Origin of the sequence: Rhodococcus sp. MTM3W5.2, from assembly GCF_001984015.1 — a bacterium.
Taxonomy (GTDB): Bacteria; Actinomycetota; Actinomycetes; order Mycobacteriales; family Mycobacteriaceae; genus Rhodococcus_G; species Rhodococcus_G oryzae.
In genome coordinates, this window is record NZ_CP019572.1 from 309,996 (window position 1) to 330,825 (window position 20,830).

The following is a 20,830-nucleotide window of genomic DNA, read 5'->3' on the forward strand; positions in this document are numbered from 1 at the left end:
CCTCAGCCACACACGGCTCCGCGCGACGCCGAACCGACCAGCTTCGAGTACTTGGCCAGCACGCCCCTGGTGTAGCGAGGCGGCAGCGGCGCCCAGCCCTCCGCCCGCCGTGTCAGCTCGGTCTCCTCGACCATCACGTCCAGCCGTCCGGACGCCACATCGAGCCGGATCTGGTCGCCGTCGCGCACGAACGCGATCGGGCCGCCGTCGACGGCCTCGGGTGCCACGTGCCCGACGCACAGCCCGGTGGTGCCGCCGGAGAAGCGGCCGTCGGTGAGCAGCAGCACGTCCTTGCCAAGGCCCGCGCCCTTGATGGCCGCGGTGATCGCGAGCATCTCGCGCATGCCGGGCCCGCCCTTGGGTCCCTCGTACCTGATCACGACGGCGTCGCCCGCGGTGATGGTGCCGTCCTCGAGGGCGTCGAGGGCGGCCCGTTCACGATCGAAAACCCTTGCCGTGCCTGTGAACACGTCGGACTCGAAACCGGCCGACTTGACGACCGCGCCGCCAGGGGCCAGCGACCCGCTCAGGATCGTGATGCCGCCGGTCGGGTGGATCGGCGCGCTCATCGCCCGAATCACCTTGCCGTCGGGGTCGGGCGGGGTGATGTCGGCGAGGTTCTGCGCCACGGTGCGCCCGGTGACGGTCAGGCAGTCGCCGTTCAGCAGACCCGCGTCGAGCAGGGCCTTCATCATCACCGGCACGCCGCCGATGCGATCGATGTCCGTCATCACGTGCTTGCCGAAGGGTTTCACATCGGCCAGGTGCGGGACGCGGGCGCCGACGCGGGCGAAATCGTCCAGGCTCAGGTCGACATTCGCCTCGTGGGCGATCGCGAGCAGGTGCAGCACCGCGTTGGTGGACCCACCGAAGGCCATCACCACCGCGATCGCGTTCTCCAGCGACTCCTTCGTGATGATGTCCGAGGTGGTGATCCCGCGTCGGAGCAGTTCCACCACGGCCTCGCCGCTGCGCCGGGCGTAGCCGTCGCGACGCCGATCGGTGGCGGGGGTGCCGCGCTGCCGGGCAGCGACATGCCCATCGCCTCGGCCGCGCTTGCCATCGTGTTGGCCGTGTACATCCCGCCGCAGGCGCCCTCGCCGGGACAGATGGCCCGCTCGATGGCGTCCACGTCCTCGCGGCTCATCAGGCCGCGCGAGCACGCGCCGACCGCCTCGAACGCGTCGATGATCGTCACCTCACGCTCGCTGCCGTCGGACAGCTTTGCGATGCCGGGCAGGATCGAGCCGGCGTACAGGAACACGCTGGCCAGGTCGAGGCGTGCGGCGGCCATCAGCATCCCCGGCAGCGACTTGTCGCAGCCGGCGAGCAGGACCGAGCCGTCGAGCCGCTCGGCCTGCATCACCGTTTCCACGCTGTCGGCGATGACCTCGCGGGAGACCAGCGAGAAGTGCATGCCCTCGTGCCCCATCGAGATGCCGTCCGAGACCGAGATGGTGCCGAACTCGAGCGGATAGCCACCGCCCGCGAACACGCCGTCCTTGCAGGCCTTGGCGAGCCGGTCGAGCGAGAGGTTGCACGGGGTGATCTCGTTCCAGGAGGACGCCACCCCGATCTGCGACTTGCCCCAGTCGTCGTCGCCCATGCCGACCGCTCGCAGCATGCCGCGCGCGGCGGTCTTCTCGAGGCCGTCGGTGACGTCGCGGCTGCGGGGCTTGATGTCGGGGGCGTTCGGGTCAGTGGGCACGGTCATCATCATCCTCCGGTCGGTCCGGTGTGGGCGCGGAACGGGCGTCGCGTCCCGTCAGGGCCAGCAGGCGCACCTGCAGCGGGGCGTCGTCCGGCACGGTGACGGGAGGTGCGAACAGTCCACTGGCACTCAACATCTCGCGCTGCGCGTCGGCCTCCTCCCAGACGGCGGCGACCAGTTCGGGGTCGAGGCTCTCGTCGAGGCCTGCCGCCCGGGCCAGGTCCCAGCTGTGCACGGTCACGTCGAACACCTGCTCCCGTAGGTACCGCTCGAGCGGCACGGTGCCGTACGAGAGGTGCACGAGGGTGGCGGGCGGCGCCACGGCCCACGCCGCGGTCGCCAGTCCCGAGTAGCGTCGCCATTCCTCGACGAGATCGTCCCCGAGTGGGTGCACGTGCGCCTGCGCCTTCGCGACGGTGAGCCCGCCGACCAGTGGCAGCACCCACTGCTGCTCGGTGATCACGTGCCGCACCAATTGCTCGGTGTCCCAGTCGGTGTCGGGGGTGGGGGCGGACCAGTCGGTGACCGCCTCGATGCGGGTCCCGAACTCGACGTGGGAGCGGCGTTGCAGCTCCAGCCATCCCAGCGCCATGTCAGGCTCCTCGGGTTCTCACTGCCCGGCCGGCGGCTGGATCACGCTGAAGACCGCGCCCTGCGGGTCCGCGACCACGGCCATCCGGCCGACCTCGGGCACGTCGAACGGCTCGGCCACCACCTTGCCGCCGGCCGCCTTGATCGCCGCGACGGTGTCATCGGCGTTCTCGGTGGCGAAGTACACGTGCCAGTGGGCGGGGACGCCGGGCATCCGCGGCCGGGCACAGCCGCCGACCTGATCCTCGCCGACCTGGAGGACCGTGTACTGCCCGCCCTCCATGTCCGTGGTGGTCCCGGTGAGGCCGAGCACGGCCTCGTAGAACGGGAGCGCCTTTTCCGGTGCGGCGGTGATCAGCTCGTTCCAGATCAACGTGCCCGCCTCGTTGACCAGTCCCGCGCCGATGTGGGTGCCTGCCTGCCACAGGCCGACCGCGGCGCCGACCGGGTCGACGACATACGCCATCCGGCCCGACGGGTCGATGTCGAAGGGGCCTGCCAGTACCGTGCCGCCTGCGGCGGTCGCCCGTGCGGTGGCCGCGTCGACGTCGTCGACCGCGAGGTAGGTGTTCCAGACCGGCGGCAGGTCCTCGGGGACATCGGGCGGCATCGCGGAGGCCGCGGCGACGTACTCGCCGCGCAGCTTCGCCATCGAGTAGATACCGCCGTCGGCGGTCGGCATGTCCTCGAACTCCCAGCCGAAGAGCCCGGCGTAGAACGCCTTCGCGGCCTCGGGATCGGTGGTGGACAGGTCGACCCAGCTCGGGGTTCCCTGCTTGTAGCTCGAACGGGTGGGCATTGCTGCTCCTCTCGGTCGGTGCGGGCGCGACGCCCCACGGACCACGGTTCCAGCACCCGCGACGTTTGGGAAGGGGCAACACGATCCGAATCGGGGCCGGTGCCAGCGCGGACCGCACGTCGGCCTCCAGGCCTTCCCAGCCCGCGTAGAGCCGGCAGGCCGCCGCTGCGGCGATCCCGTTGTTCGCCTCGAGCAGGTCGCGGGCGGCGGAGTCCTCCAGTGCCCGCTGTGCGCTCGCCGACAGCGCCGACACCGAACCCGCGAGGTCCGATTTCATGGCCTTCCGCGACGACCACGACGATCATTCGCTTTTCCCCCGAGACGACCCTCCGCAGCCGTCATGAGGACGGTGGGCGTCGTATCCACAGCTCGGATGAGGGCGCAAAGCTCTGCCAGATCAATCGCGCGGATACCGGCCAGAATTTTGCCGATTGTCGATCGTGGGATCCCGGATCGCTCTGGCACAGCTGCTGCTGTGTTGTGCTTCACTTCCTATAGATTTGAAAACTGATAGCCATTTCTGCCGAGGGGACATCAATGGCTTCATCGATCGGAGAACGGATCAGGACTAGGGTCAATCGCTTCACGCACGGCCGGGTGGGCGGGGAGTGGGGTGGGCGTCATCTCTTGCACAGCCGTCCGTCTGCATCCGGCGATATGCTGTTGACCAGCAATGATTATCTTGCTCTCGCACGCGATTCGCGGATCACGGCAGCTATGACCGCTGCGCTGGAAGGGCAGGGCGGTCCCCTGGCCTCGGGAGTGTTCGTGCATGGTGAGCATCCGCAGATCCGGTTCGAACAGAAGCTGGCGGATCACATGCTGGCACCCGCGGGCATCCTCTGCCAATCGGGCTGGGACGCGAATGCTGGTCTGCTGCAGTCCATCGCGGATGCCGACACGCCGGTCTATGTCGACAATATCGCGCATATGTCGCTGTGGGCGGGGGCCAAGAACGCCGGTGCGCCCGTCTATCCGTTCCGGCACAATTCGTCGGAGAATCTACGCGAGCGCATTGCTGAACACGGTCCGGGAATCATTGCAGTGGATTCCATCTACAGCACGAACGGCAGTCGCTGTCCGCTCGAGAGTATGTGCGACATCGCCGATGAGACCGGCAGCGTCCTGGTGGTCGACGAATCTCATTCCCTTGGTACCGACGGACCGGACGGCGCGGGAATGGTGGTCGAGTTCGGTCTCACCGACCGGGTCCATTTCCGGATTGCGAGCTTGTCCAGGGCCTTCGCCGGTCGCGCGGGATTCGTGACCGCGCCCGACTCCGACTTCGCCGAGTACTTCAAGATGGAGTCGTACCCTGCGGTGTTCTCCACCAGACTGCTCCCGCACGATATTGCCGGGCTCACGGCGACGTTGGATATCATCCGGCAAGACGGATGGCGGCGCGAGCGGTTGATCGAGGTTTCCGCGAAGATTCGTCGTGAACTCACTGCGCTGGGCTTCGACCTGGAGGACTCGGCCAGCCAGATCGTGGCGGTCCAGACCGGCCCCGACCTTCACACCTTCGCAGTTCGCGACTTCCTCGAGGAGCGCGGCATTTTCGGATCGGTGTTCTGCCCGCCCGCCACGTCTCGACAGCGCACCCTCATCCGCTTCTCATTGCACGCCGCCCTGACCGATTCGGATGTGGATCGAATCATCGGGGCATGCACGGCGGTTCGCGACCGGTTCGGCGCCGAAGCGCCGAAACCTAGGGGCCTGGACGAGTCTGCGCAATCGATCGCCAACTGAGATGACGGCATCTCGAAGGTGCTGATCGCGACCCGGCTGGGCCCTGCCCTTGAGGCCAAGCCGGAGTGCCATGGCCCCTGCGTACGCACTCTGTCACTCTCTTCTGGCGCAGGGTGGCCTGAATCGGCTGACTGACATCCAGGCACGCACCCGTCGGGGATCGTTCAGCGCCCCGACGCCGCCTCCGGCTGCACCGCGGGGGCCGAGATGTCACAGTGCGGTCGGCAGGCCACGGATTCCTCGTCGACCACCGCGGGGATCCCCGCCGGGATCATCGCCGCGGCCAGGACCCCGCCGAGCACCAGCAGGCCCGCGCAGATCAGCATCGCGACGTCGAACCCGTGCGAGAAGACCTCCGGATCGGCGTAGTCCGCGCCCGCGATCCCGGCCAGTCCCGGCAGCGCGGCGACGGCGAGCAGCTGGCTGCTGCGCGCGACGGCGTTGTTCACCCCGGACGCGATCCCGGCCCGGTCGGTCGAGACCGAGGTGAGCACCGCGGCGGTCAGCGGCGCCACCAGCGCCGACAGCCCGAGCCCGAACACGAGGACGCCGGGCAGCACGTCGGTCAGGTACGAGGCTCCGGGGCCGATCCGCAGCATCAGCAGCAGGCCAGCCGCGGCGAGCAGCGGCCCGACCGTCATCAGCAGGCGCGGCCCGTGGTGCTGGGCGAAGCGGCCCGCTCGTGACGAGAGCACCAGCATCAGGCCGGTGATGGGCAGCGTGGCTAGGCCTGCGGCCAGCGGCGAGTAGCCGGCCGCCAGCTGTAGTTGCAGCACCAGGAGGAAGAACACCCCGCCGAGTGCGGCGTACACCGCCAGGGTCACCAGATTCGCGGCGACGAACACCCGCGAGCGGAACAGGAAAGGCGGGACAAGCGGATTGTCGGAGCGCCGCTCGACAACGACGAACGCCGCGAACAGCAGCAGCCCGAGGACGACAGGCGCCCACCGCCCGCCGATCAGGCCGTAGGTCAGTGCGCCGAGGGCGAGTGCGGCGAGCGCGGCGCCGAGCACGTCGAGCCGGCCGTGGGCGTGGGGGTCGCGGCTCTCCGGGACGTGCCGTGCGGCCACCCACACCACCGCGACCGCGAGCGGGAGGTTGATCAGGAACACCATCCGCCAGCTCGACACCTCGACGATCCAGCCACCGAGCAGCGGACCGATCGCGCCTGCGACCCCGCCGAGGCCGGACCACAGCCCGATCGCGGCGCCGCGGTCGTCTGGGTCGATGGCGGCGGACAGCAGTGCCAGGCTGCCGGGAGTCAGCAGGGCGGCCCCGATGCCCTGCAGAATCCGGGCCAGCACCAGCAGCTCGATGCTGGGCGCCAGCCCGCACAGCAGGGAGGAGGCGGCGAACCAGACGGTGCCCCAGATGAACACCTTGCGCCTGCCGAGGCGGTCGCCGAGAGCGCCCGCCAACAGGATCAGGGAGGCCAGGGTGAGGGTGTATCCGCTCAGCACCCACTGCAGGCCCGCGACGTCGGTGTCGAGGTCTTCGCCGATCCGGGGAAGCGCGATGTTGACGACGGTCGCGTCGAGCATGGCCAGCGCGGAGCCGAGGACCGTCGCGAGCACCACCCAGCGGCCCTTGGTCGAGCGCAGGCGGACCGTCGCACCCAGCGCGTCCATGCGCCGAACGCTACGCCGCTAGATCGTGATCCACGTGGCGTGCGCGCGGCCGAGTTCGCGGCCGTCCGACCCATACGCGGTGGTCGCGGTCCACACCTTGCGACGTTCGGTGCCGAGGAACTCGCCGAGCACGATGCAATCCTCGTCGGGTTCGGGCAGCGCCGAGACCAGTCCGGTGATCGAACCGAGCACCATCGGCATCTTGTCGTGCGCGGTCCACGCCCCGGGGCAGTCGAGGGCGGCCCAGACGAACTCCGCCTGCCCGGCGACGTCGGGTTCGACGTGCCAGACGCACGCGGAGCGCCCGTCGTCGAGCGGCCCCGAGAACAGCCGCAGGCCGTCGCCGCGGTCGCGGGCGTTGCCGCACACGAAGCAGTGCGGGAACGGGTGACCGACGTGGCCGGGGAACCGCTCGGCCGCCGCTCGTGCGGCAGGCAGATCGACCGCGAGCACCCGCGGCAGCTCCTCATCGGCGGCGGCGAGCCGGGCCTCGGCGATGGCACCGTCGCCGTCCTGCGCAACGGATCGACCGTCCGCGGTGGCCACATCCATCGGGATGTCGAGCGGCGGCGGGCGGCGCAGCGAGACGGTGACCGGTCCCGGGTCGAGGGTCGAGGCGAGCAGGCCTGCGACGTAGCCCCCGTTGCCGGAGTTGTCCGGGCCGTTGAATCGGCCGGGTATCAGCAGAGTCATCTTGCCTCCCTCGTGCGGCCGCGCCGCCCGTGAGTCCTTCTGGTCCCCATACGGGGCAGAAGGACTCACAGGCAGCGGAGCTGCCTAGCTGTAATCGTAGAAGCCGCGGCCCGACTTCTTGCCGAGGCGACCGGCCTCGACCATCCGGCGCAGCAGCGCAGGCGGGGCGTAGTGCGGCTCGGCGAACTCGGCGTACAGCGACTCCGCCGCGGCCAGCGTGACGTCGAGGCCGACGGTGTCGAGCAGCGTGAGCGGGCCCATAGGGTAGCCGCAGCCGCCCTTCATGGCCGCGTCGATGTCCTCGGCGGTGGCGTAGCCGGACTCGAGCATCCGGATCGCCGACGTGAGGTACGGGATGAGCAGCGCGTTGACGATGAAGCCCGAGCGGTCCCCGGCCTGCACGGTGGTCTTGCGCAGGGTGTTCTTGGCGTAGTCCGTGACGGCCTTGGCGGCCTCGGGGGAGGTCACCAGCGTGGAGATGATCTCCACCAGCGGCATCACCGGCACCGGGTTGAAGAAGTGCACGCCGACGACCTGCTCGGGGCGCTGGGTGGCGCCCGCGACCTTGATGACGGGGATCGAGGAGGTGTTGGTCGCCAGGATGCCGGACGGCTTGACGATCTTGTCGAGCTTGCCGAAGATCTCGTACTTCAGCGACTCGATCTCCGGGGCGGCCTCGATGACCAGGTCGCGGTCTGCGAACTCCTCGATGTCGAGGGTCACGCGCACCCGCGCGATCGCGGCGTCCGCCTCTTCCTGGGTGATCTTGCCCTTGGCGACGCCACGGCCGATCGAGGTCGCGATCCTGGCCTGGGCGGCGTCCGCGAACTCCTGCTTGGTCTCCAGGACGAGAACCGAGCTCCCGGCCTTGGCACACACCTCTGCGATGCCGGCACCCATCGTGCCGCCACCGATCACTCCGACTAGCTCCACTGTCATCTCCAAACGCGTGTCGGTCGTCTTGTCTCGGGGGTCATTCTGCTACCCGTGGGTAGCGGCCTCGGCGCCGGACCGCAGCTGGTACTTGAGGATCTTGCCGGTGGGGGTGCGCGGCAGGTCCGTGGCGAAGGCGATGTCCCTTGGCACTTTGTAGCCGGCGAGCAGGCCACGGGTGTGCGCGACGAGCTGGTCCACCGTCGCCTCCGCGCCCGGCCTGAGCAGCACGAATGCCTTCGGTCGCTCACCCCACTTCTTGTCGGGCACGCCCACGACCGCGACGTCGGCGACCGCCGGGTGCGAGACGATGGCCTGCTCCACCTCGACGGTCGAGATGTTCTCGCCGCCGGAGATGATGATGTCCTTCGCCCGGTCCTTGAGCTGGATGTAGCCGTCCGGGTGCATGACGCCGAGGTCCCCGGTGTGGAACCAGCCGCCCGCGAAGGCCTCCGCGGTGGCCTCGGGATCCCGGTAGTAGCCGAGCATCACGTTGTTGCCGCGCAGCACGATCTCGCCCATCGTCTCGCCGTCGGCGGGCACGTCGCGCATCTGCTGATCGACGATGCGCGCCGTCTCGGCCTGCAGCATGCCGACGCCCTGCCGCGAGATCAGCACCGCGCGTTCCTCGGCCGAGCACTCGTCCCAGGACTCCTGGTACTCGCAGATCGTGTACGGCCCGTACACCTCGGTGAGGCCGTAGACGTGCACGACCGTCGCGCAGAGGGTCTCGAGCTGCCCGATGACCGTCGGGGACGGGGGAGCCCCCGCGGTGGTGATCCGCAGCGGGGTCGCGAGGGGGTGCGCCTGCGGCGCGTCCGCGATGGTCGAGCACACGGTCGGCGCGCCGCACAGGTTGGTGATGCCGAGCGTGTCGATGGCATCCCAGATGGCGTCGGCCCGGACCGCGCGCAGGCACACGTGGGTGCCACCCGCGGCGGTGACGGCCCAGGGCGTGCACCATCCGTTGCAGTGGAACATCGGCAGGGTCCACAGGTACTTGGTGTTCCCCGTGAAACCGTTGTGGAAGGTCTCGCCGAAGGAGTTCAGGTACGCCCCGCGGTGGGAGTACATGACGCCCTTGGGCTTTCCGGTGGTTCCCGAGGTGTAGTTGATCGCGATGGTCCGCTGCTCGTCATCGACGCCCCACACAAGGGGCTCGGCCTGCGCCGCGTCGACCGTGCGCAGGAAGTCGTCGTAGACGGCGGTCGCGACGCCGGTCACCGGGTCGGCGAGTGTGATGGTCGAGTCGGGGATCTCGATGATCTCGTGCACCGACGGGACCCGGTCGCGGACGGTCGTGACCGAGCCGAGGAACTCCGAGTCGACGAACAGGACGCGGGTGCCCGAGTGCTCGAGGATGTATTCGAGCTCGGGACCCGCCAGCCGCGAGTTCAGCGCGATCAGCACGCCCCCTGCCAGCGGCACCGCGAAATGCGCCATCAACAGTTCCGGGGTGTTCGGCGAGAGGTAGGCGACCCGGTCGCCTGGCTCGATCCGCCCGCGCAGCGCGTGTGCGAGCTGCTCGACCTCCGCCGCGAACTCCCGGTAGGTGTAGTGCCGGTGGCCGTGGATGATCGCGGTGCGCTCGGGGAAGACGGCCGCCGATCGTTCCAGGAAGCGCAGCGGGCTGAGCTCGGAGTGATGGGCGGTCGGGGTGGTGGGCATGCGGCTACCTCGAGTGACGGGCGTATGGGCGGTTGCCGCGACGCTATGGTCCTGTCGCTGGCGGCCGCTACCCACAAAAGTGGGTATGCGCTGATGAACGCCGTGATGACACCGATTCGCGGTCGAGACCTACGCCCCTCCGCGTAACTCCACACTTCGCGGTCTTGACAGAGACTGTCATATTTAGAGATGCTGTCAATTAGCGATTTCATCGCAGATGGCATCGCTGGTGAGCTCGGTACCCGGTTTCTTCGTAAAGGAAGGCATTGACGATGTCGCTACGTGAGAGGCAGCGCCTCCAGGTTCGTGCGGACCTGCAGCGCGCCGCGTTCGAGTTGTTCGCCCGGGACGGCTTCGATGCCGTGACGACCGAACAGATCGCGGCGGCAGCGGGAGTGTCGCCGAGCACGTACTTCCGTCACGTGCGCAGCAAGGAGGACCTGCTGCTGGAGCCGGTGCACGAGGGTGGAGCCGGAATCGTGGCGCTCGTGGAACAGCGCCCGGAATCCGAGCCTGCCGACGAGGCGCTCGCGCGGGCGATCCTGGCCCGCTCGACCACCCTCACCGCGGCGGAGCTCGATCCGTGGCGTGCCGCCTTCCGGACCGCGCCCCACCTGATGGACCGCGTCACGCTGATCGCACCCGAGCACCGGGCAAGGCTCGTTGAGCTCACTGCACAGCGAATGGGGTGCGATCCCGAGATCGACAGTCACCCCGGCCTTCTCGTGCACCTGATGCTCGCCGCCGCGGAGTTCGGCTACCGCCAGTGGATACGCAGCCCGCAGAACCGTGGGGCGTCGCTTCCCGTCTGCGTCGAGGGGGCACTCACCGCGGTCCTCCATCCCCGATGGGCAGCGGCAGACGGCACAGAGGGTGAAGGGGTCGAAAGCTGATGATTTGCAAGCTTATTCCGGTGAACGGACACACGGAGGTTTCGAAATGACAGAGTCGACTGTCGCCGCGCGAGACGGCGCGGACAGCATCGTCGATCTGGTCGTGGTGGGGTCGGGCGCAGCGGGGATGGCTGCGGCCATCACCGCCGCAAGGCACGGTCTCAGCACGGTGATCGTCGAGAAGTCGGAGTTCTGGGGCGGCTCGTCCGCGCGGTCGGGTGGCGGGGTGTGGATCCCGGGTAACTCGGTGTTGCGCAGCCAAGCGCCCTCGGACGATCGCGAGGCGGCGAGCGACTACCTCACCAGCATTGTCGGGGAGGGCGCCGACGCGGATCGCATTGCCGCGTATGTGGATCGGGGGCCCGAGGCCCTCGACTTCCTGATCGACAACTCGGCGCTGAAGCTCCAATGGGTGCAGGACTACTCCGACTATTTCCCGGAAGCACCCGGCGGGCGGGCCACCGGGCGTTCGTGTGAACCGGCACCGTTCGATGCGCGCGCCCTTGCGGATGAGGATCTGGCCACGCTGCATCCGCCCTATATGAAGGCGCCACTCAATGTCGTGGTCCAGCAGTCCGACTATCGGTGGCTCAGCACCGGGCTGCGGAGCTGGCGCGGCCCTGCGCGCATGCTGAAGGTGGGTGCTCGGTCGATGCTGGCCAAGGCGCGCCGACAGAAGCTGCTCGGTCTGGGCCCGGCACTGATGTCGCAGTTGATGATCGGTGTGCGCGCCGCGGGCGTGCCCGTGCGGCTCAACACGGCGATGACGGATCTGATCACCGACGGAGCTCGGGTGGCCGGTGTGGTCATCGAGAGCGACGGAACCCGATCGCGCCTGCTCGCTCGGCGCGGGGTGGTGCTCGCGTGCGGCGGGTTCGACAACAACGGTGCGATGCGGGAGAGGTACCACCGCGCGCCAAGCAGCGCAGAATGGACTCTTGGTGCTCCCACCAACACGGGCGACGGGATCAATGCCGCGCTGCAGTCGGGCGCGGCGATCTCCTACATGGACGACGCCTGGTGGGCCCCGTCGATCCCGTTGCCGAAGGGGCCGTGGTTTGCCCTCGCGGAGCGGTCGCTGCCCCGCAGCCTGATGGTCAACGATCGGGGGCAGCGCTTCATGAACGAGTCGCTGCCGTATGTCGAAGCGACCCATGCGATGTTCGGCGGACCGTACGGGCAGGGCGACGGCCCGGCCGAGAACCTCCCGGCGTGGCTGATCTTCGACCAGACCTACCGGAATCGGTATCTGTTCGCCGGTGTCCCCGCCCGGAGGCCGCTGCCGCGATCCTGGCTGCGATCGGGAGCGATCGTCACCGCCGGGACGATAGCCGAGCTGGCTCTCGAGATCGGTGTGCCCGAGCACTCCCTCACGGGGACGATCGAGCGGTTCAACGCCCACGCGCGCACCGGCACCGACCCCGACTTCCACCGCGGGGAAAGCAAATACGACCACTACTACGGCGACATCACCAACAAGCCCAATCCCAGCCTCGGCGAGCTGACCAAGGCGCCGTTCTACGCCGCGAAGATGGTGCCGGGAGACCTGGGAACAAAGGGTGGCGTGAACACCGACAGCGCAGGCCGGGCGCTGCGCGAGGACGGGTCGATCATCGAGGGGCTCTACGCCGCTGGCAACACCAGCTCGCCCGTCATGGGCCACACCTACGCCGGTCCCGGCGCGACCATCGGACCCGCGATCGTGTTCGGCTACCTCGCGGCGCTCGACGCCGCCGGCCACTCGTCCGGACACACGCCCTAGGCGCAGGCTCAGGCGCCGCGCGCCGCGCCCGCGTGTAGGTTCTTCGCCGTCGGCGATGTCGGCACCTGCTTGGCATCCGGGTACGTGTGCAGCACCCGGTCGGCGGTGCCGGCGGTGGTGACGGTGAACCAGTAGTGCTCGTTCTTGTAGTGGTGCTGGCGATGGTTGAGCCAGATCGCATGGTAAATACGGGATTTCGGGCGGTAGTCGCTGTGGATCAGGTAATGCGTCCACTCGTACACGAGTCCGATCGCGCCGATGACGGTGAGGAAGGTGAGGGCGAGGCCCGGTCGGGGGAAGGCGAGCATCGCGAGCACGGCCAGGGTCGGGATCAGCCAGACCAGGGTCTGCCACGGAATGAAGATCAGCGGCACGTCGCGCGGGTCCGCGTGGTGTTCGCGGTGACTCCGGGCGAGCAGGGAATCGAGCGTCACGCCCGCGACGGTCTTCGGTCGCCAGTGCAGGATGCAGACGTGGATGGTCCACTCGACGAACGGGAACGCGGCCAGCATGACGACCGGCAGTATGGCGTCGCTCAGCTGCCAGTCGCCGACGACGAGGCGGCCGGCCAGCGCGGTCACCAGGATCGCCGAGATCATCCATGGGGAGGGATGTCGCCAGAATTCCGTTGCGGCGGTGCGCAGATCGACGGGCTTCCTGCCGCGCGCGGGCCGGGTATCCGTGCTCATCTCGTTCCCTCCGTGCTGTCGATGATGGTGCTGATCGCGGTGGTGCCCAGCTCCAGGAGCTCGACGGCCAGGCGCTCCGCGGCGTCCTCGTCCCGTTCGGCGATGGCGTCGGCGAGGCGGATGTACGCGTCCGTTCGGCCCACTTCGGCCTTCATCACCTCACCGAGGGCAGCCATCGTGGGTTCGTAGGCCTGACGCAGGCTGTTGAAGATCAGGCGGAAGGCGATGGAGTCGGCGCCGTCGACGACGCATTCCCAGAAGGCCAGCGCGTGCCGTTGCAGGGCGACGGGGTCGTCGTCCGTGCCGAGCGCGTGGACCGCGTCCCGCAGCTGGGTGGCGAGTTCGGTCCCCGACCGGGCGGCCGCCAGCCGGGCGACCTGAGAGCCGATCATGGTGCGGGCCTCGAGGACGCTGCGCACCACGGTCCAGTCGGGCTGCCCGTCACGGATGAGGAGTCGCGGCAGCAGCTCGGGGCCGCCGTGGCGCCGGAAGTCCTTGACCGACGTCGAATCCCCCTGCCGCACCTCGACCAGGCCGGAGTGCGCCAGCTTCTGCAGCGCCTCCCGGACGGCGGGGCGGGAGACCCCGAGCGCTTCCGCCAGGTGGCGCTCGCTCGGGAGCGAATCGCCCGCGGCGAGCTCGCCGCCGAGGACGCGGGCGGTGATCTGTTCGAACACGGCGCCTGACGCGGACTGCCGCACGATCGGCTCGAAGGTCATGTGACCGACGCTAGGCCCGATGTGGTCAGTGGTCAAGTGGTAAGACCAGTTGAACCTGCGCTGCCCGTGCGCGGTTGGCGAGTGTCTGGACTCATCAACCGCGCACGGGCGCGCGGCGCCGATGCCCTAAACTAAGCGCACGCTTAGAAGCCTTCGGAAGGAGAACGCGATGGGGATCCTGGACAGTTTCCGGCTGGACAACAAGGTCGTCGTCGTGACCGGCGCCTCGTCGGGTCTGGGGGTGGCCTTCGCGGTCGCCTGTGCGGAGGCGGGCGCCGACATCGTGCTCGCGGCCCGTCGCGTCGACAAGCTCGAGCGGACAGCCGAGCTCGTGCGCAACACCGGCCGAGAGGCGCTGTGCGTGTCGACCGACATCGCCGATCCGGGCCAGGCCCAGCACATGATCGATGCCGCCATGGAGCGCTTCGGCCGGGTGGACGTGTTGGTCAACAACGCCGGGATCGGCACGGCGCATCCTGCGACGCGGGAGACGCCGGAACAGTTCCGGCAGGTGATCGACATCAACCTGAACGGTGCCTACTGGGCCGCGCAGGCCTGTGGCCGGGTGATGGCGCCGGGTTCGGCGATCGTCAACATCTCCAGCGTCCTCGGCCTGACCACCGCGGGGTTGCCCCAGGCCGCCTACGCCGCCAGCAAGGCCGGGCTGATCGGACTGACCCGCGACCTGGCCCAGCAGTGGGGCACCAGAAGGGGTATCCGGGTGAACGCGATCGCGCCCGGTTTCTTCAAGTCCGAGATGACCGATTCCTACCAGGACGGCTACCTCGACAGCATGGCGCCGCGGTTGGTCCTCGGCCGGATCGGCGACCCGGAGGAACTCGCCGCCACCCTCGTCTGGCTCGCCTCGGATGCGGCCGCCTATGTCACCGGGCAGACCATCCCGGTCGACGGCGGACTCACGATCACCTGATCGTGCCGCTGTGCGGTGCCGGGAACACGCCGCATCAGCGCTGAGGAACGATCTCGCGCATGCCGCCGTGGCGTACCTCGGTGTGCACCCTGCCGTCGTGACCGAGCTCGACGCGACCGACCCGCGCGCCGTTCTCGGACAGGATGGTTGCCGCGGTCGCCCGCCCCGCGGGCAGGACGCGGGCGGTCAACGTCCCGCCCTCGATCTCGTGCAGGGCGTCGATCAGCGCGGAGTGCAGTTGCGACACCAGGGCTTCCGGTCCGTCGCGGAGTCCGCCGTCGTCGAGGAGGATCACCCTGGCCCCGCGCTTCCTGGCCGATTCCACGGCGCGGCTGACCCCCTCGTCGGACGCGAGCACGGGAGCACGGAGGGTATCGCGCAAGCGCTCCTCCAGTAGTCCGCATTCCTCGCGGCATCTGTCGCCGAACTCGTCCCCGGTCGCGGACCGCTCGAGGAGCGGCCGGGCAAGCAGGTCCAGCCGGGTGAGCTGGGAGTCGCGTTCGCGCAGCACGGCCTGGGTCATCGCCTCGTCGGCGGCCCGCTCGGACTCCTGCTCGCGCAGCCTGAACACCGCGGGGCCAACCGGTCGGATGCTGAACGCGAAGAACACCGACATCAGCACGGGTGCGAGATTGATTGAAGCCAAACGGATTCCGGTGCCCCAGCCCTGGCCCGTCGCGTCGGACCAGGCCCCGCTGGTGAGGACCATCAGCGCGGCGCCGGCAAAGGCGTACGGCGCACGGCCGCGCACCGACATGTACACCAGCACAGCGGTCACCGCGCGAATCTGCCAGGCGGAGTCCAGAGTCCAGCCCGGCACGGGCAGCTGCCACAGGACCAGTGCGCACGCGACCGGTCCGAGAGCGGCGAGTGCGAGCGTGTAGGCCATCGGCAGCGGGTCCCCGGGGACGGCGATGATCACCACAGCCGCGGCGGTGACCAGCACGGCTGCCAGGACGATCGGCCAGACGTGCTGCACCCCGTCGAGATTGGCGAGGGCCGCCACGGTGAAGCTCAGGCAGAACAGTGCGGTGAGCACCTTCGCCGCCGGACGGTCCATGCCGAGCAGCACGCGCACGTCGCGCACGTCGCGCGGCGGGATCCCGCTCACGGCGCCGCCCATCGGAGCGTGACCTGGGTGCCGCGGTCCGGGATCGAGTGGATCTCCGAGGTGCAGCCGGCCGCTGTCATGCGTGCACTGATGCTCACGCTGATCCCCAAGCGGTACTGCGGGACCCGGGCCGGATCGAAGCCGCGGCCGTTGTCGGCGACAAGCACCCGCAGGCCCTCGGTGTCCACATCGATGACCACCAGTCGGTCGGCCTCCACCTCCGGGTGGTCGGCGTGCCGCAGGCTGTTCCGCAGCGCCTCGGCAGCGGCGGAGGCCATCGCGCGCGCGACCTCCCTGGGAACGGTCAGCGCCGCGTCCCGGACCTCGAGGTCGACTGACGCGTTCTCGTCGACCTCGACCAGCGCGGTGCGGATCAGCGCCACCGCGGCGTCCACGTCGAGGTCCTCGGTGGCGACGTCGCTGGCGCGTAGCCGATCGAGTTCAGCCAGCGCGACGGCCGACTGCCCGCTGAGATGATCGGTGTTGCCATGCCGGTAGATGCCGAGCATCGTCGACATGATGCGGTCGTGGATGAGCCCGTCGAACCGTTTGCGTTCCACGTTCCGCGCGGAGGCGGCGGCGGTCGCCGCGGACTGGCGCTCGGCTGCGGCGAGGGTGCGGTCGAGGGTGCGTCCGGATTGGACCGCGGCGATGGTCGCGACGACGAACAGGCTGTTGGTCATCACGACGTTGAAGGTCTCCGCCAGCAGTGGACTCTGTGAGTCACCGCGGGTGACGTGACGGATCACTTCTGCAGTGCTGGCGCTGACCACGAGGTACAGCACGCTCGGCGCCGGCCGCCAGCTCAACGCCGCCGCCATCGCCACCAGGCCAGGGATCGCGGACATCCACACCTCGCGGGTCGGCGAGATCTGTCCCTGCAGCGCGACCAGCCAGCCGGCTGCCGCGAGGAGGTAGGTCGCGGCGCAGAGCGGGCCGAGTCCGCGAACCCAACGGAGGTCCTTGGCGAAGCTTGCGGGCCACAGGGCGAGCAGGGGAGCGAAGACGACAACCGCGGCCACCGGGGTGTACCACGGTGCGAGCTCACGGGACTGGATGATGAGGATGGGAATCAGCACCACGCAAAAGACCAGCGCTCCGGCGCCGATCACGCGGGCAAAGGTGCGGATGATCTTCTCTTCGGCGGTGCCGATCCGATTGGCGCGTCTCGTCATCCGCGTCGGCGGTCCGTCATTCACGCGGGCACGGCGGAAGGCCGATTCACAGCTCGTCGAGCGAGATCAACTCGTCCTGGACGGCGCGTGCGACGAGTGCCGCCTTCGTCGGGGCCGAGCGGCCGACCTGGTTGTACTTGGCGCGGATGCGTGCGAGATGGGTGTTCACAGTGCCGACGGACAGGTACAGGTCGGCGGCGACGGTGTTCTTGGAATCGCAGCGCAGCCACTGGAGCAGCACCTCGACCTCGCGCGGCGACAGCGACGGCCGGCGCAGGCTGCGCGGTTCCGGTCGCGCCGCGAGGGCGTGCGCATGGTGGTGCTGTTCGTCGACTGCGGTTCTCATGTCACGACCCCCGGACGTACGCGGCTGGCCGAGGGCACGACCCCTCGTCGCGGGCCCTCCTTGCGGATCGAGGCTATGGGGTGGGACGCGATCTGCCGAGACGGCAGTTTCCTGCCCATGAAACCAGGGGCACGGTTAGCTGAGCGAAGCTTCGGCGTCCGTGGGGTGGCCGTCGTGGTCGAACTCGGTGCGTCGAACCCGGTCGGCGCTGCTGGCGAGCACCGTTGCCATCGTGGCGCGGCCGGGGGGTAGGACGCGCACCGTGATCGCCCCGTCGGTCGCCGCGGCGAGCTCGGCCGCCACCATGCCGAGGAATCGGTCGGGCGCCCCGCCCCCGTCGTCCACGGCACGGTCGTCGAGCAGGACGACCTCGACTCCCCTGCCCCGGGCGGCGCGAGCGGCGGCGGACACGACAGGTCCGGAAAGGCCAGGGGCACGCAGGATGTCGCGCAGGTGCGCCTCGAGTAGTCCGCAGGCGATCCGCTCGTCCTCATCGAGTTCGACGCCGGTGGCGATCCGGTCGAGCAGCGGCCTGGCCAGCTCGTCGAGGCGCCGCAGTTGCCGGTCGCGTTCCTCGAGCACCGCGGAGTCGGCGGCCTCGGCGGCGACGCGCCGGACGGTCTGCTCGCGGAGCTCGAAGATCTCTCTCGCGGCGGGCCGGACGGTGTAGGCGACGAAGGTGGCCATCAGCAGTGGCGCCATGTTGATCGCCGACATGCCGAGGCCGTAGCCGGCACCCTGCCCGGTACGCATCGCCCACAGCACGCAGCTGGCGAGCATCGCCGTCATGCCGAGCCAGCCGAGCGCGATCCGGCCGCGCACGCACATGTACGCCAGGATCGCGGTTCCCGCGCCAAGCGGCCAGGTCTGCAGCAGCCCGTCGACCGGGACGGGGACCACGGACAGCACCAGGTTGAGCGCGATCGGGCCCGCGAGTGCCATTGCCACCGCCGGACGGAATGGCAACGGGTCTCCCGCGATCCGGACGAGGGTGATCGCGCCGGCGCTGACGACGAGCCAGGCCGCCAGCTCAGCCCACACCGCGCCGGGTCCTGGGCTCGAGCTGAGGGAGAGCAGCAGGAAGGTCAGCACATAGGCCGCGACGAGGGCCTTCGCTCCGCGCGTGTGCAACCCGAGCAGCTCACGGACGTCCCGCGTTCCGCCCGCGGTGCTCATGACGAGCTCCAGGCCAGGTGGACCCGGGTGCCTGCCCCCGGCGCGGTCTCGATCCGGGCGGACCCGCCGTGGAGCTGTCGCATCCGCCCGTGGATGCTCACGGACACCCCGAGTCGGTGTGCGGGGACCGCGGCGGGGTCGAAGCCCCGCCCGTCGTCCGCGACGATGACGGCGATCCCCTCCCGTGCCACCGCGACCTCCACCGAGCGGGTCGCCGCCTCGCCCGCGTGGCGACTGCTGTTGCGCAGTGCCTCCGCCAGGGCCGCGGCCAGGGCCCGGGCCGTCTCGGCCGGGACGGTGAGAGTCTCTGCGCTGTCGTGCCTTTCGACGCGCAACGCGACTCCCTCGTCCACATCGGTCGCCGCAGCGCGGAGGAGGGAGAGCGCCTCCTCACAGCCGAAATGCTCCTGCGCGCCCCGACCGTCGCGCAGGGCATCGAGCTGGCGGAGGGTCGTGGTCGCGAGACGGCTGACCGCGGGCGTCGCACCCAACCGGGACGCGGCCAGCAGGGTGGACATCACGCCGTCGTGGATCAGTGCGTCGAAGCGTTCCCGTTCGACGGTGCGGGCGCGACGTGCGGCTGCGGCGGCCGCCGCGGCGTGGGTGGCGTCGGTGGTGGCATCGAGGACCCGGCCGGTGCGCAGCGCCATCACCGCCGCGCCGACGAAGAGCGTGCAGAACATGATGGCAAAGGTGATCTCCGGGAGCAGCAGCTCCCTTGGGGCGTCCTCGTGTGCGGCGAAATTGACGATCTGGACCGCGACGCACCCGATCATCAAGTGCGCGAACATCACCCATGTCGGCCATGTCGAAACGACCGCGAGGCTCGCCAGGCCAGGGAAGGTGGCCAACCACAGGAGCTCGCCACTGGGGAGTGGGGGGCCGTTCCAGGCCAGGGGCCAGCTGAACACCGCCAGCAGGAACGCCGTCGCAGCGACCCCGGAGGCGATTCGCATGGGCCGGGTGTCGCGGCGGAACGACAGCGCGCCGGGTAGCAGCCCCGACCCGTACACGGCGGCCACGATGACGGGGGTCCACCAGGCGTCCATCCGCGGTGCCATGGATATCGCGGCAGGCAACAGCAGGATCAGGTAGGCCGCGTAGCCGGCGCTGATCAACCGCGCGACCATCCGTGAGATGTGATCGGAGGACTCGTCGCGCCGACTGTTCGCCGGTGTGGTCACGGCCGGCCGGGGTGCAGCAGCGGTGGCGGCAGCCACCCGTCCTCCACCGCCCGCTTGTACAGATCGGTTTTGGTCCGGGCGGGCCTGCCGGCTTCGGCGTACTTGGCCCGGATCCTGGCCAGGTAGTCGTTGACGGTGTGCGGGGCGAGGCCGGTGAGGCTGGCGACGCGGGCGGCTTTCTCGCCGGAGGCATAGAGCGCGAGCACATCTCGTTGGCGAGGGCTGAGGCCGACGTCGTGCAGGCCGGGGTCGCCGTCGATCGCGGCGGCCCATTCGGTGGTCACCACCTGCTCGCCGTTCGCGGCCGCGGTGATAGCGGCGACGACGGTGGCGGTGGGCTCGGACTTACGCAGCACGCCGAGTACCCCGGCCTTGGCGGCGAGCCGCACCAGGTAGGGATTCTCCGCCCCCGTGAACACGAGCGTCTCGAGTCCTGCGGCCCGTAGTTGCTCGACATTCGTCTTGGGGGAGGAGCCGTCGGAGAGTCGAAGGTCGAGGATCACGAGATCCAGATCGACTCCGAGCGTGAGCAGTTCGGGCACGGTGGGGGCCGACGCCACGATCACCAGATCCGGTTGGTCGGCCAGCATCGCCTCGAGGCCCATTGCGACGGATTCGTGGTCCTCGACGATGCCGACGCGTCGTGGGCCCACTTCGGCCAAGGGGAGATGGTCTGCGTTCGACGAATTCTCGGTCAATCTGCTCCTCGCACCGGGGGTTCTCGGCACCGTGCCCATCGCGTTATCGGGCGGGCTGCGGATGACGTTAACAGCCGGCCTCGACGCTCGAGGGCTCGACCGGCATTCACCATTCCATGCGAAGTGTAATTACGTTACGTAATCGATTTCGGGCGCGGTATCCGCCGAATGAGGGACAGTCGATTCAGGGGCATGTGTAACGGATAGTCACTGGTAGGCGATGGATCTGGCTCGCTCTATCGGGAAATGAAATGGTTCTGGACAGATGTTCAAGATCATTTGGACAGTTGCCCTGAAAGCCCGGAAATTCGATACGGCGTTGTGATAAACACATGCAATCGCAAACCGGTTACCGGAGTCAGGCACCGCCTCAC

At 69.3% G+C, this 20,830-nt stretch carries 19 protein-coding genes and 1 pseudogene; 4 read left to right on the top strand and 16 right to left on the bottom strand.

Annotated features, from left to right (window positions below; all coding sequences use genetic code 11):
• Positions 1-2 precede the first annotated feature (2 nt).
• The 4 genes and pseudogenes from ilvD to BTZ20_RS29645 form a co-directional block, all read right to left on the bottom strand.
• Positions 3-1,714, bottom strand: a pseudogene (gene ilvD, locus BTZ20_RS01460) (dihydroxy-acid dehydratase).
• Positions 1,698-2,303, bottom strand: coding sequence for a TIGR03086 family metal-binding protein (locus tag BTZ20_RS01465; protein WP_077040119.1), 606 nt, complete (start codon positions 2,301-2,303; stop codon positions 1,698-1,700). Before BTZ20_RS01465 ends, ilvD begins: the two are co-directional and overlap by 17 nt.
• Positions 2,304-2,321: 18 nt before the next feature.
• On the bottom strand, positions 2,322-3,101 hold the full coding sequence (locus BTZ20_RS01470; protein WP_077040120.1) for a VOC family protein: 780 nt from the start codon (positions 3,099-3,101) through the stop codon (positions 2,322-2,324).
• 273 nt (positions 3,102-3,374) lie between these two features.
• Positions 3,375-3,590, bottom strand: coding sequence for a helix-turn-helix domain-containing protein (locus BTZ20_RS29645; RefSeq protein WP_145982159.1), 216 nt, complete (start codon positions 3,588-3,590; stop codon positions 3,375-3,377).
• A gap of 48 nt (positions 3,591-3,638) precedes the next feature.
• On the opposite strand from BTZ20_RS29645, the gene cqsA reads away from it, so the two are divergent.
• Entirely contained in the window at positions 3,639-4,850 is a 1,212-nt protein-coding gene (gene cqsA, locus BTZ20_RS01475) for an alpha-hydroxyketone-type quorum-sensing autoinducer synthase (protein WP_077040121.1), read from the top strand.
• Positions 4,851-5,014: 164 nt separating this feature from the next.
• Here the strand turns inward: cqsA and BTZ20_RS01480 are convergent, their stop codons facing one another.
• The 4 genes from BTZ20_RS01480 to BTZ20_RS01495 form a co-directional block, all read right to left on the bottom strand.
• The gene (locus tag BTZ20_RS01480) at positions 5,015-6,478 is read right to left on the bottom strand and encodes an MFS transporter (protein ID WP_077040122.1); all 1,464 of its coding nucleotides are present in this window, start codon (positions 6,476-6,478) and stop codon (positions 5,015-5,017) included.
• 18 nt (positions 6,479-6,496) lie between these two features.
• Complete coding sequence (locus BTZ20_RS01485; RefSeq protein ID WP_077040123.1) at positions 6,497-7,171, bottom strand: hypothetical protein; 675 nt, start codon at positions 7,169-7,171, stop codon at positions 6,497-6,499.
• 84 nt (positions 7,172-7,255) lie between these two features.
• Positions 7,256-8,104 carry a 3-hydroxybutyryl-CoA dehydrogenase gene (locus BTZ20_RS01490; RefSeq protein WP_077040124.1) on the bottom strand — a complete coding sequence of 283 codons (849 nt, stop codon included), beginning with the start codon at positions 8,102-8,104 and terminating at the stop codon, positions 7,256-7,258.
• A gap of 48 nt (positions 8,105-8,152) precedes the next feature.
• On the bottom strand, positions 8,153-9,772 hold the full coding sequence (locus BTZ20_RS01495; RefSeq protein ID WP_077040125.1) for a long-chain-fatty-acid--CoA ligase: 1,620 nt from the start codon (positions 9,770-9,772) through the stop codon (positions 8,153-8,155).
• 272 nt (positions 9,773-10,044) lie between these two features.
• Here BTZ20_RS01495 and BTZ20_RS01500 point away from each other — a divergent pair, with 272 nt between their 5' ends.
• Both BTZ20_RS01500 and kstD read left to right on the top strand, forming a co-directional pair.
• Entirely contained in the window at positions 10,045-10,665 is a 621-nt protein-coding gene (locus BTZ20_RS01500; protein ID WP_077040126.1) for a TetR/AcrR family transcriptional regulator, read from the top strand.
• Positions 10,666-10,711: 46 nt separating this feature from the next.
• The gene (gene kstD, locus BTZ20_RS01505; protein WP_077040127.1) at positions 10,712-12,427 is read left to right on the top strand and encodes a 3-oxosteroid 1-dehydrogenase; all 1,716 of its coding nucleotides are present in this window, start codon (positions 10,712-10,714) and stop codon (positions 12,425-12,427) included.
• An 8-nt stretch (positions 12,428-12,435) separates the two neighbouring features.
• On the opposite strand, the gene BTZ20_RS01510 is transcribed toward kstD, so the two are convergent.
• Together BTZ20_RS01510 and BTZ20_RS01515 are read right to left on the bottom strand one after the other, a co-directional pair.
• Entirely contained in the window at positions 12,436-13,116 is a 681-nt protein-coding gene (locus tag BTZ20_RS01510; RefSeq protein WP_077040128.1) for a sterol desaturase family protein, read from the bottom strand.
• The gene (locus tag BTZ20_RS01515) at positions 13,113-13,835 is read right to left on the bottom strand and encodes a FadR/GntR family transcriptional regulator (RefSeq protein WP_077040129.1); all 723 of its coding nucleotides are present in this window, start codon (positions 13,833-13,835) and stop codon (positions 13,113-13,115) included. Before BTZ20_RS01515 ends, BTZ20_RS01510 begins: the two co-directional genes overlap by 4 nt.
• A gap of 169 nt (positions 13,836-14,004) precedes the next feature.
• Here BTZ20_RS01515 and BTZ20_RS01520 point away from each other — a divergent pair, with 169 nt between their 5' ends.
• A complete protein-coding gene (locus BTZ20_RS01520) occupies positions 14,005-14,766 on the top strand; it encodes an SDR family NAD(P)-dependent oxidoreductase (RefSeq protein WP_077040130.1) in 762 nt (253 codons plus the stop codon).
• 34 nt (positions 14,767-14,800) lie between these two features.
• Here BTZ20_RS01520 and BTZ20_RS01525 read toward each other — a convergent pair whose 3' ends face one another.
• The 6 genes from BTZ20_RS01525 to BTZ20_RS01550 form a co-directional block, all read right to left on the bottom strand.
• On the bottom strand, positions 14,801-15,889 hold the full coding sequence (locus BTZ20_RS01525) for a hypothetical protein (RefSeq protein WP_077040131.1): 1,089 nt from the start codon (positions 15,887-15,889) through the stop codon (positions 14,801-14,803).
• Positions 15,874-17,052: a sensor histidine kinase gene (locus tag BTZ20_RS01530; RefSeq protein ID WP_145982160.1), complete on the bottom strand. Its 1,179-nt coding sequence runs from the start codon at positions 17,050-17,052 to the stop codon at positions 15,874-15,876. The genes BTZ20_RS01525 and BTZ20_RS01530 overlap by 16 nt, the downstream gene beginning before the upstream one ends.
• Before the next feature lie 46 nt (positions 17,053-17,098).
• The gene (locus BTZ20_RS01535; protein ID WP_083742451.1) at positions 17,099-17,398 is read right to left on the bottom strand and encodes a LuxR C-terminal-related transcriptional regulator; all 300 of its coding nucleotides are present in this window, start codon (positions 17,396-17,398) and stop codon (positions 17,099-17,101) included.
• Between the two features lie 135 nt (positions 17,399-17,533).
• The gene (locus tag BTZ20_RS01540; RefSeq protein ID WP_077040133.1) at positions 17,534-18,574 is read right to left on the bottom strand and encodes a hypothetical protein; all 1,041 of its coding nucleotides are present in this window, start codon (positions 18,572-18,574) and stop codon (positions 17,534-17,536) included.
• Positions 18,571-19,758 (bottom strand): sensor histidine kinase, encoded by a 1,188-nt coding sequence (locus BTZ20_RS01545; protein ID WP_077043392.1) that lies wholly within the window; start codon positions 19,756-19,758, stop codon positions 18,571-18,573. The genes BTZ20_RS01540 and BTZ20_RS01545 overlap by 4 nt, the downstream gene beginning before the upstream one ends.
• Positions 19,755-20,363 (bottom strand): response regulator transcription factor, encoded by a 609-nt coding sequence (locus BTZ20_RS01550; RefSeq protein ID WP_223263871.1) that lies wholly within the window; start codon positions 20,361-20,363, stop codon positions 19,755-19,757. Before BTZ20_RS01550 ends, BTZ20_RS01545 begins: the two co-directional genes overlap by 4 nt.
• Positions 20,364-20,830: the final 467 nt, after the last annotated feature.